At 53.4% G+C, this 12058-nt stretch carries 8 protein-coding genes and 1 pseudogene; 5 read left to right on the top strand and 4 right to left on the bottom strand.

The window, feature by feature from the left end:
- Positions 1 to 51: 51 nt before the first annotated feature.
- On the bottom strand, positions 52 to 807 hold the full coding sequence (locus EDC52_RS10605; protein ID WP_131865301.1) for a transporter substrate-binding domain-containing protein: 756 nt from the start codon (positions 805 to 807) through the stop codon (positions 52 to 54).
- A 45-nt stretch (positions 808 to 852) separates the two neighbouring features.
- Entirely contained in the window at positions 853 to 1614 is a 762-nt protein-coding gene (locus EDC52_RS10610; protein ID WP_131865302.1) for an IclR family transcriptional regulator, read from the bottom strand.
- Positions 1615 to 2393: 779 nt separating this feature from the next.
- Between EDC52_RS10610 and pqqU the strand changes: the two genes are divergently transcribed.
- Positions 2394 to 4607, top strand: a complete 2214-nt coding sequence (gene pqqU, locus EDC52_RS10615; RefSeq protein WP_407924211.1) for a TonB-dependent receptor PqqU — start codon at positions 2394 to 2396, stop codon at positions 4605 to 4607.
- A 202-nt stretch (positions 4608 to 4809) separates the two neighbouring features.
- Entirely contained in the window at positions 4810 to 7203 is a 2394-nt protein-coding gene (locus tag EDC52_RS10620; RefSeq protein ID WP_131865304.1) for a glucose/quinate/shikimate family membrane-bound PQQ-dependent dehydrogenase, read from the top strand.
- Positions 7204 to 7334: 131 nt separating this feature from the next.
- Here EDC52_RS10620 and EDC52_RS10625 read toward each other — a convergent pair whose 3' ends face one another.
- Entirely contained in the window at positions 7335 to 8084 is a 750-nt protein-coding gene (locus tag EDC52_RS10625; protein ID WP_131865305.1) for an SDR family oxidoreductase, read from the bottom strand.
- 56 nt (positions 8085 to 8140) lie between these two features.
- Positions 8141 to 8465, bottom strand: a pseudogene (locus EDC52_RS10630) (winged helix-turn-helix transcriptional regulator).
- Between the two features lie 41 nt (positions 8466 to 8506).
- Between EDC52_RS10630 and EDC52_RS20425 the strand changes: the two are divergent.
- From EDC52_RS20425 to EDC52_RS10640, 3 genes are all read left to right on the top strand, one after another.
- On the top strand, positions 8507 to 8578 hold the full coding sequence (locus EDC52_RS20425) for a hypothetical protein (RefSeq protein WP_407924212.1): 72 nt from the start codon (positions 8507 to 8509) through the stop codon (positions 8576 to 8578).
- 1155 nt (positions 8579 to 9733) lie between these two features.
- A complete protein-coding gene (locus EDC52_RS10635) occupies positions 9734 to 11044 on the top strand; it encodes an MFS transporter (RefSeq protein ID WP_131865306.1) in 1311 nt (436 codons plus the stop codon).
- 13 nt (positions 11045 to 11057) lie between these two features.
- Positions 11058 to 11990 (top strand): 2-hydroxyacid dehydrogenase, encoded by a 933-nt coding sequence (locus EDC52_RS10640; protein WP_131865307.1) that lies wholly within the window; start codon positions 11058 to 11060, stop codon positions 11988 to 11990.
- The last annotated feature ends 68 nt before the right edge of the window (positions 11991 to 12058 follow it).

Here is a 12058-nt window from a genome sequence, read left to right on the forward strand (position 1 = left end):
ATTGGCAAGCGTCACCCTGGCTGACATCCGCCGGTGTTGCTGACCGGAGTTTTATTGGCCAGTGGCTGGAAACCATTTATCGGTCAGTTTCTGGTACTCGCCGTTAGCCTTGAGCTGGTCAATGGCGCCGTTGATATCGTCCCGCAACTGGGGCTGATTTTTACGCACGGCAATACCGTATTCCTCAGCTGTCAGCGGATCCGGCAGGATGCGCACGCCGCCCTTAGTCCGCGCGTACTGGAAGGCTGCCGGCTTGCCGGTGACCGCCGCATCGGCGCGGCCAATGCTTACCAGGTTGAACATCTGCTGGTTTTTCTCCACTTCAACCAGGCGCACCCCGGGCATATTGGCGTGTAGCCAGCCTACAGACTTGGTGCCAACCTGCACACTGACGCTTTTACCGTTGAGGTCTGCGTGATTGTTGATGGTGGTATTACTGTCTTTAACCACCGCCACCAGGCCACCGGTCAGGTAAGGCTTGGTAAAATTCACCACCTGCGCCCGCTCCGGGGTGATGTAAATTCCGGATACCGCGATGTCAGCGCGCTGTGATGTCAGGCTGGGAATCAGCCCCTTGAAATCAACATTGGTCCACTGCACTGGGCGATTGAGCTGTTTACCTATCGCCTCGACCAATTCGATGTCAAAGCCGGTGAATTTATTGTTTTCCATAAATTCCATCGGAGGAAAAGTGGCATCGGTTACCGCTTTAATGGGTTCTGCGCTCTGTGAAAACGCCAGGCCCGAACAGCAAGACAGCCCCAGAACGAACAAGGTATTCAGCAAAGCACGACGGTTGATTGACATACAGTATTCCTTAAAGAAAGCATGGCTCCCCAGCGGGCCAATGGATTAAAGATCTTTTAATGGGTGGTGCAGACGATCTGCCGCCTGGGCGGTTAAATTAATCAGCGTGGCTTGCCGGCCGATGACGCGCTGCGAGGGCGCCATCAGGCTCAGCACGCCAAGCAGTTTTTGAGAAGATGTCATCAGGGGAAAGCTGACTCCCCATACGCCGGCATCGACTTCACTGTCGCTGCAGGCAAAGCCCTGGCGGCGGATATCTTGCAATTGCACGCCAATGGCGGCTCGCTGTTCAGGATGTGGGAACTCCAACTGCAGGATATGGCGACGTTCCTTCTCAGGCAGATAGGCCAGCAGGCATTTGGCGGTGGCACCGGAACGCAGAGGAATGCTGCGGCCCTTTTCAAAAGAGCAGCGCAGCGACTGCCTGGCTTCAATCATGCTGATGCAGATAGCCTGGCGGTTCATCGCCACGGTAATCGCTACCGTTTCCTGGGATTGTTCCGCCAGCCACTGCATATCTTGCTGGGCATACTGGGTCAGCAGCGTTGTTTGGTTAAAACTGATGGCCAGTTGCAAACTTACCGGGCCCGGGGCATAGAGATTGCCGGTTTCCATGACAAACCCCCAACGTTTAAGCAGTGTGAGCTGGCGATAGAGCGTGCTTTTGGCCAGGCCGGTGCGTTTCATCAGCTCAGCGGCGCTGGCAGGGTGGCCAGCCTGGGCGATTATCTTGAGAATCATCAATACCCGTTCCTGGGCAGAGATGGGATCTTCAGCGCCGATGGCGAGGGGTGACGCATTAACCATAAAAACGATTCTCGAGTCGCGTTAAATGAACAAATGATGAAAGAGTAAAAGCAGATGTCGTGCCAATTTACGGGAATTGATTTCCCATGTGATGAGAAGTATCGGTTTTTCAGATAATTGAAACTGAAAAAGTGGGGAAATAAGGATGCTGTGGAGCGGTAGTGGAAATAATTGCGTTTAGACGACTGGACAGCCAAGCGGGGAAAAATCGAATATTGCACCATTTTGGACGTTATATGTACTGTTATGGTGCAAAAAATGCCCCCCTTTCGGGCTAAACATCCCAAGGCCCGCCCGACTGCTGCCCCAGGGATGAGAACCCTGCTGATCGAAGATGGCTGACCAGAATGCTGACCAGCGTTTCCATTACTGCACAGCTAATATCGCCGCACAGCTAATATCGCTGCTCGACTAATCTCGCCGCACAGCTAATATCGGTGCTCGACTAATCTCGCCGCACAGCTAATATCGCTGCACAGTTAACATCGCTGCTCGACTAACATCGCCGCACTGCATGGCCTGTTGGCTACGTTCTTCGCGGCTGCAGGGGGGAGGCGCGATTTAGGGGGAAAGGTGTACTTGTAAAGTTATGTATGTACTCATGGAAAGAAAAAACGTACAGTGAGGGCCTTCAGTTCTCCATCATAATGATGAATTCCTGTCTAGCAATAATGCGCAAAAATGAGACGGAAATCATTGTTTTGCTAAAAAAATAGAATGCCATCGTGAAAGTTAAAACTGCCGCTGTATTTTTATTAGGGATTACGCTTTTGACGGCGATACCCGCCGGTTACGCGCAATCGGCATCAGCCACTTCATCCACATCAGCCACTTCATCCACATCATCCACTTTATCCACTACATCCACTACATCCACATCAGCCTCTTCATCCACATCAGCTCCATCGGCCAGCCCAGAGGCGGCTAACCGAGTAATGAATAAGCCGTTGGCGCATTCACTGTGGGTTATCGGTCAGGGTACTGGCCTGTCTGAGTTGGATACGCCGGCAGCGTTGAGCATTATCGAGGGCCAGGACTTTCGTAATGGCAAGCCTCAGGTTAACCTTTCCGAAAGCCTTGGCAGTGTGCCGGGCCTGCAGGTGCAGAATAGACAGAACTACGCTCAGGACCTGCAGCTATCGGTCCGCGGATTCGGCAGTCGATCCATGTATGGCGTTCGCGGAGTGCGTCTCTATGTAGACGGCATTCCGGCAACCATGCCTGACGGGCAGGGCCAGACCTCTAATATTGATCTTAATTCGGTCAAACGGGTTGAGGTGCTGCGCGGGCCTTTTTCTGCTTTATACGGTAATGCTTCAGGTGGGGTGGTCAATGTTGAAACTGAGACCGGCAGCCAGCCAGCACTAGTGGAAGCAGGCACTTACTTCGGTAGTTACGGCAGCTTTCGCAACAGTGTCAAAGCCAGCGGCGCCACCGGCGATGGCACTCAGGCGGGCGATGTCAATTATCTGATTTCTGGCTCTCGCTTTACCACTGATGGCTACCGGGATCACAGCGGCACGCAGAAAAACCTGGGCAATGGCAAACTGGGGGTCAGGATAGATGAGGCCAGTACGCTGACGCTGTTGTTCAATAGCGTATCGATTGACGCTAATGATCCCGGTGGATTGACCCAATCCCAATGGCGGGACGACCCAAGGCAGGCCGCGCGGGCGGACCAGTTTAATACCCGTAAGACCATCAGTCAGACCCAGATCGGCCTGCGTTATCAGCGCCAGTTAACCGAAAAAGATGAGTTTACCTTCACCACCTATGGCGGCGAGCGTCACACTACTCAATACCAGGCTATTCCGGTGGCCACCCAGTCCAATCCGCTGCATGCCGGCGGAGTAATCGTGCTGGAACGTAAATACCACGGGATTGATACCCGTGTTAAACACCAGGATCAATGGGGCCAGCTACCGTTCACCCTGATTGGCGGGCTGGATTATGAAACCCTGGGCGAACGCCGCACCGGTTATGAAAATTTCAACAGTGAAGCAAAGCTGGGGGAAAAAGGCGCTATGCGGCGGAATGAAAAAAACCGCATGTGGAATCTGGATCCCTATCTGCAAACCACCTGGAATCTGACCCGGCGCTGGACGCTGGATGCCGGCGCTCGCTATAGCACCGTCAGCTTCGATTCTGAAGATTATTATCGGACAGACCGTAATCCGGATGACAGCGGTTCACGCCGCTATCATAAACTGCTGCCGGTCGCCTCGCTTAACTATGCGGTTACGCCTGCGGTAAACGTCTATCTGTCAGCCGGTCGCGGCTTTGAAACGCCGACCATCAACGAGCTGTCTTATCGTACCGATGGTAACGCCGGTCTGAATCTGGGGCTCAAACCCTCTACCAGCGATACTGTCGAACTGGGCAGTAAATGGCGGGCCGGCACTGGCCTGGTCACCGCCGCCCTGTTTGAGACCGAAACCGATAATGAACTGGTGGTCGCCAATAGCGTCGGTGGCCGCTCCAGTTATACCAATGCCGGTAAAACCCGCCGCCGCGGTATGGAGCTGTCGCTGGACCAGCCGCTGGACGAAAACTGGCGCTTGCGTATGGCCTGGACATGGCTGGATGCCACCTACCGCAACGATATGTGCGCTACGGTCGACTGCAGCGCCGATGAAAAAATTCCGTCCGGCAATCGCCTGCCGGGTATCGCCCGCAATATGGGCTATGCTTTGCTTGAATGGGCACCGGTTGACGGCTGGCACGCAGGTGCTGATGTGCGCTATATGAGCGGCATCAGCGTTAATGATAAAAATTCCGAGCGGGCGCCATCCTATACCGTCGCCAGCGTGAACACCGGCTACCGTTTTAATTGGAATAAGGTCGCGCTGGATGTTTTTGCCCGCGTCGACAATCTGTTTGATCGGCGCTATGTCGGTTCGGTAATCGTTAATGAAGGGAATAGCCGCTATTTCGAGCCGGCGCCTGGCAGGAACTGGGGTGGTGGAGCTACGCTATCTTATAGCTTTGAATAATACCTATTCCGGCCATCAGCAAACCGCCTGATGGCCAGAGTGCTGCTTTTGGGATATCTGCCTCGCCGAAAAAACCTGAGAGTCATCAATTGAAAATACTCAACGGTGCGGGCAATGAACATCATCTGATGAAACCGACTCTTTTTTTGGACTGGCTCATCTATCAACAGACAATTACTGCAATTCTGTAAGGTTATAAATTATGGAAACGAAAGCGTCGTTTGCTCGCATCGTCGTGATTATTACCGCATTATTTTCCGCCATCAGCGGAATTTATCTGTTGGCCGGCGGTATCTGGCTGACGGCACGGGGCGATTCACCCTATTATCTGCTGGCCGGTCTGGTACTGCTGGTCACCGGCTGGCTGTTATATCGTCGCCGAGCAGCGGCACTATTGCTATATGCGATTTTCCTGTTCTGCACCACCCTGTGGGCTGTATGGGAAGTGGGTACTGACTTCTGGGCGCTGACGCCGCGTCTGGACGTGACCTTCTTCCTGGGGCTATGGCTGCTGTTGCCGCTGGTGTACCGCCAACTGGTGGCCAAAGGGGCGCTGGCCCGGGGAGCCCTGGCGGTTTCCCTGCTGTTTACCGTGCTGGTACTGGGATATTCGATATTTAATGATCCACAGGAGATCAACGGCACACTCACAGCATCCTCTGCAGCGCCTGCCACGTCAGACAGCGGCATTGCTGAAGGTGACTGGCCGGCTTACGGACGGACTCAGGGCGGCACCCGCTATTCTCCACTGAGCCAAATTAACGATAAGAACGTCAGCCAATTGGATGTGGCCTGGACTTTTCGCACCGGCGACGTGAAAACGGCCAATGATCCGGGTGAAATCACCGATGAAGTCACGCCGATTAAAATTGGTGAGATGCTTTATCTTTGCACCCCTCACCAGAAATTATTCGCCCTGGATGCGGCTACCGGCAAGCAGAAATGGATGTTCGATCCCGAGCTGAAACCCAATCCGACTTTCCAGCATGTAACCTGTCGTGGCGTTTCCTATCATGAAGCGCCTGCCAGCGCCCAAAGTGGACAATCCGCGGGCAATGGCCCGGCGCTCTGCGCCCGCCGCATTATTCTGCCGGTCAATGATGGCCGACTGTTCGCGCTGGATGCTGAAACCGGTGCTCGCTGCCCGGCATTCGGCAACCATGGCGAACTGAATCTGCAAAGCAACATGCCTAATGCCACTCCCGGGCATTATGAACCGACTTCACCGCCCGTGATTACCTCATCGGTAATCATTATTGCCGGCGCGGTCACTGATAATTATTCCAACCGGGAACCGTCCGGCGTTATCCGTGGCTTTGATGTGGAAAGCGGTAAACTGCTGTGGGCGTTCGATCCTGGCGCTGCCGAACCGAATACATTGCCTGCCGATGGCCAGCACTTCACCGCCAACTCACCCAACTCCTGGGCCCCCGCGGCATATGATGACAAGCTGGATATTGTCTATCTGCCGATTGGCGTCGCCACGCCCGATATCTGGGGCGGCAACCGAACGCCTGAGATGGAACGCTACGCCAGCGGCCTGCTGGCACTGCATGCTTCCACCGGTAAACTGGCCTGGTTCTATCAGACGGTACATCACGATCTCTGGGACATGGACGTGCCGGCCCAGCCGACACTGGCTGATATCACCGACAATAGCGGCAACCAGGTGCCTGCCATTTATGTGCCGACCAAAACCGGCAACATTTTTGTGCTCGATCGCCGTGACGGCAAGCTGGTGGTGCCTGCCCCGGAAAAACCGGTACCTCAGGGCGCGGCCAAAGGTGATCATGTGTCACCGACCCAGCCATTTTCAGCGCTGACTTTCCGGCCTGAAGCCAAACTGACCGGCAAAGACATGTGGGGCGCCACCCTTTACGATCAAATGGTTTGCCGGATCATGTTCCATCAGTTGCGTTATGAAGGCACCTTCACGCCGCCTTCCGAGCAAGGCACCCTGGTGTTCCCGGGGAATTTGGGGATGTTTGAGTGGGGCGGAATTTCAGTCGATACCGACAGGCAGGTGGCGATCGCCAACCCGATTGCGCTGCCGTTCGTTTCGAGGCTGATTCCGCGCGGTCCGGGCAATCCTATCGAGCCTGATGCCAGCGATAAAGGCGGTTCTGGTTCTGAATCGGGTATTCAGCCGCAGTACGGTATTCCGTTCGGCGTGACCCTCAACCCGTTCCTTTCGCCCTTTGGCCTGCCTTGTAAACAGCCGGCATGGGGTTATATTTCTGGCGTTGACCTTAAAAGCAACGATATTGTGTGGAAAAAACGTATCGGCACCGTGCGCGACAGTTCACCGCTGCCGCTGCCGTTCAAAATGGGTATGCCGATGCTGGGTGCGCCGATTTCTACCGCCGGTAATGTGTTCTTTATCGCCGCCACCGCCGATAATTACCTGCGTGCATTCAATATGAGCAATGGCGACAAGCTCTGGCAGGCACGCCTGCCGGCAGGCGGCCAGGCAACGCCGATGACCTATTCGGTCAATGGCAGGCAGTACGTGGTCATAGCCGCCGGCGGCCATGGATCGTTCGGCACCAAGCTGGGTGATTACATCATCGCTTATGCTTTGCCGGAAAAGAGCTGATAAAACCCGGTTGCCGGCCTCACTTTGAGTGCCGGCGCTAAACCTGCCGCTAACCGATGCCTGGCCGCGAGGGCTATTTTCTCAAGGCCAGAACTGCCTTTTCAAACCGGGTTCACGTTCCACCACCGGCACTACCTGCCGCCGGCCAGATCAATAAAACTGCCTGTAACATAGGACGCTTCCTCCGACAACAGCCAGACGATCGCCTGGGCCACTTCTTCAGGCTGGCCGCCGCGTTTCATCGGCAGGCTGTCCTTGATGCGATCCACTCTGCCGGCTTCGCCGCCATCGGCATGCATTTCGGTATAAATGAAGCCCGGACGAACGGCATTAACCCGTATGCCCTCTCCAGCGACTTCTTTTGACAGGCCAAGGGTAAAGGTATCGATAGCGCCTTTGGACGCGGCATAATCGACATATTCATGAGGCGAGCCGAGGCGTGATGCGGCCGATGAGACATTCACTATCGCGCCGCCCTTGCCGCCATGACGAAACGCCATCCGCTTGACCGCCTCGCGGGCGCAGATAAAGCTACCGGCGACGTTGGTGGCGAAAATATCGGCCAGCCGCGCCGCATCCAGCTGTTCGATAGTCGCCTGGGCTTTAAGGATAGCGGCATTATTGACCAGCCCAGTTATCGGCCCCCAGGTTTCATCCAACTGCTGAAAAAGCGCCATCACCTGTGGTTCACTGGCGATATCCGCCTGCAGGGCAATAGCCTGTCCGCCGTTTTGACGTATCAGACTGACCACCTGCTGGGCACTGTCTTCCCGGCGATGATAGCCTATGCACACCTTGTGCCCTTTGCCCGCCAGGCTGAGGGCGGTTGCGCGGCCAATGCCGCGATCCCCGCCGGTTACCAACGTGATGTGTTCGGTCATGGTTATCTCCTGTGACTGCAATCATGGTTGCAATTAGTATTGCCTTATTCGAAAACTCATCGCTCATCGCCATGGCTGACGGCCTGCAGCAGCTGGTTCTGGTTTGTTCGCATCCAGTCGGCAAGGCCTTCTAGCGACGTGAGCAATTGGCGAGCGATATCTGTCGCCTGGTATTCCACTCTGGGCGGTACTTCCGGATAGGCGGTGCGGGTCACCAGGCCGCGCTGCTCCAGCAGGCGTAACTGCCTGGTAAGTTCTTTTTGCGTAATGGGGCGAGCAATGCGTTGCAATTCCCTAGCGTATGGCGCCTTGAGTAATGATTAGGCGATAAAGCAGAGGAATAGCCCATTTCCCGGAAACCAGACTGACAAAGGTGACCAGCGGGCAGGTCTCGGGTTGGCATCCTGGGCTTCTCCGCGATTATGGCTGTGACAGGTGCGCTGATCTCCGATGAGAAGCTGGAATCAATAAATTGTTATATAATGAGCATATGATTAATGTTAAAGGCTCAGTCATCGCCGTTGACTCATTCTTTTTTTAATGAGAAAAGCTATACCAAGAGGAAAAGCAAATGCAAGGAAAAAAAGGAATAAACCATGAGCACCATACTGGTGTTCAATAAGTTTTGGATTAATGCTTTTTATGAGTAACAAACTATAGGGATATAACAGCGAATTGATGATAATAAATACGGCATAGCCTACCAAAAAAACGACTGTGGTTGACTCGTTTGCATTATCTACATAACAACTAATCCATGAGATAGAAAAGAAACACAGTGAAAATAGCACCTTTGTTATATAAAATCTACGGCTCATATCCTCGCCCACCTATCATCTCTTTGATAAATAAAGTGTCGAATGCCAAGAGTGAAGGCGAACGCGATAGCCATCAGCAAGACCAACCCCATACAATAAAATTCATCCAGGAATTTTCGACTTAAATTTTCTGTCAACAGGATATTAGATAGGCATAACAGGTAACTTACGATGATATAAACGGTATATCCTTTGAAAAAGACTGCTGCACGTGAATCGATTTTCTCCTTCACATCGGAAAGGATCCATGAGATGGATAAAAATGCCACTAAATATAACGTGTGATTAATATAGAAAGCACTAATCATATTTTGCTGTTAAAAACGACCGTGCTTTATTAGGGGGTTAGTGTGTTTGATATTACACTTTTTAATCATTGGGTGAAATCAATGAATTATTAACTCAGGGTTAACTCAGATTCTGGCGGAGTTGCGCTAGCTCCCACTGTATGCCATCCACCGTCCATGGCTACCGGCAACATTGATCTTTTTCGCGACGCTATAGAGTCTTATTGCCATGGCGGAGCTATAACTGTTCCTGGGTTTAAATCCGTTATTAATTTATAAAAGTATTATTTACAAAGAGTTAACTTAGTGATCGGCCCCCCGAAACCTTTTGACAGTCGCCGATGAGCCCATCGACAGTCAACATAAAGGAATGTCATTTTTGTGAAGCAGATTGCAGTACTAGTATTTAAGGTTGTACTACAATCTGCTCATCGAAGGATAGCACCACTTCCTGAGGGCACTTCAATGCTGATGGAGAAATGCCAAAAGGTAGACCACTGATGATACGGACGATTTTTCAGAAAAATAAGGTGAGGGTTCGTTTATGAATTCCGATTTGTACTCTACAACGATGCGGCAACTGAACGCGAAAATAATACCTTTTATTATTATTTGCTATTTTGTCGCTAATCTGGACAAAACCAACATATCTATCGCGGCACTGCAGATGAATGCCGATTTAGGCCTGAGCAATAGCATGTATGGGCTTGGTGTCGCGATGTTTTATATCTCTTACATCATTTTCGAAATTCCCAGCAACGTGATCATGACCAAGGTCGGTGCACGTATGTGGATCGCGAGAATAATGATCACCTGGGGTATCGTCGGCGCCGGCATGTCGCTGGTGCAGACGCCCACCCAGCTGTATGTGATGCGTTTCCTGTTGGGGATGGCGGAAGCCGGCTTTACCCCTGGCATTATCTATTATATCTCCTGCTGGTTTCCGAAAAGTAACCGTGCCCGGGCGATGTCGTTCTTTTATATGGGCTCGGTGATGGCATCTATCATCGGTCTGCCGATTTCCGGCACTATTCTGAATATGCACGGCTTTGCCGATATCGCCGGCTGGCGCTGGCTGTTCGCTATCGAAGGTATTCCGGCGGTTATTTTGGGGGTACTGGTACTGTGGAAATTGCCGCAGAAGCCGGATGATGCCGCCTGGCTGTCTCATGAGCAGAAAGGATGGCTGAAGGCCCAGCTGGTGCGCGATAACGCAGGTGTGGAAGTGGGGGCCAACCACAGCTGGGCCAGTGCGCTCAAAAATAAAACCGTGCTGTTGCTGAGCCTGGTCTGGTTCCTGCAGGCGTTTGGCTCTATCGGTATTACGCTGTTCTTGCCGCTTATCATCAAGAGCATGGCCAGTGACCAAAGCAATATTGTGGTCAGCCTGCTATCTGCGGTTCCCTTTATCTTTGCCTGCCTGTTCATGTACTTAAACGGCCGCCATTCGGATACCACCAATGAGCGCTCGCTGCATCTTGGGCTGCCGTTGATTATTTCCGGTTTGTCGCTGGCGATCGCCATCTATTCAAGCAACCTGCTGGTGGCCTACCTACTGCTGGTGCTGACCGTCGGATTCAACTTCGCGCTCACGCCGATTTTCTGGGCGGTCGCCACCGAAAAGCTGGCGGGCGTAGCGGCAGCGGCCTCAATTGCGTTTATCAATACCGTCGCTAATTTTGTCGGCCTCGGGTTGCCGCCGCTGCTGGGGAAAATCAAAGATGCGACCAATAGCTATCACTATGGACTGTTAATTGTCGCCGCAGCACTGGTTATTGGCGGCATCATCGGCATCCTGGTTTCCCGCCCGGCGCGGCCTGATGTCAGCAATCGCACTGCCACACGTCTCTCTTGATTAGGGTAATGACATGAAACAGATAGTACTGAAACAAGCCGGTTTACCGGATGCACTGACGGCCGAACTCAGTGAACGTTACGATTTGTATGAACTGGCACAGCTGTCAGATTCTGATCTGGCGGCGATTGCCGGTAATGTAACGGTGGTTATCACCAACGGCGAGGCGGTGGTAACGCGTGAGTTTATCGGCAGCTTACCGGCACTGAAGCTTATAGCGGTGTTCGGCGTTGGCTATGATGGCGTAGACGTAGCGGCGGCACGGGATCATGGTGTTGCGGTCACTCATACACCAGGCGTCCTGACCGATGATGTTGCCGATCTGGCCATCGGGCTGATGCTGACGGTTTCGCGTAAAATCGTCGCCGCGCAGCGGTTTATTGAGCAGGGGAACTGGCAGGCCGGCGGTTTTCAGTGGACGCGTAAAGTTTCCGGCAAGCGGCTGGGCATCATCGGTATGGGACGTATTGGCCAGGCCATTGCTCGTCGCGCCAGCGCGTTCGATATGCAAATAACCTACAGCGATCGCCAGGAGAATGCCGCTCTGCCGTGGGGTTATATAAGCGACCTGCCGGCCCTGGCCCAGAGCAGCGATTTCCTGATGGTTTGCGCGCCCGGCGGGGCAGGGACCAAAGCGTTGGTCAACCAGGCGGTGCTGGAAGCCCTCGGGCCGGAAGGGGTACTGATTAATATTTCACGCGGCAGTGTAGTCGATGAAGCGGCGCTTATCTCTGCGCTGGACACTCATCGTATTGCCGGTGCCGGGCTGGACGTTTTTGCCGACGAGCCCCAGGTGCCGGTTTCATTGCAGCAACGGGATAATGTGGTGATTACGCCACATATGGCCAGCGCCACCTGGGAAACGCGACGGGAAATGTCTCGCCTGGTGCTTGAAAATGTTAACGCCTGGTTTGCCGGCCAGCCGCTGGTTACACCGGTTCCCTGAGAGTCTACGCCGCCCCGGTTTTCAACTGTCGCCCAAGCAAGGGCAAAACCGGCGGCGGCAATAAATGT

The sequence above is a fragment of the Biostraticola tofi genome, from assembly GCF_004343195.1.
GTDB lineage: Bacteria > Pseudomonadota > Gammaproteobacteria > Enterobacterales > Enterobacteriaceae > Biostraticola > Biostraticola tofi.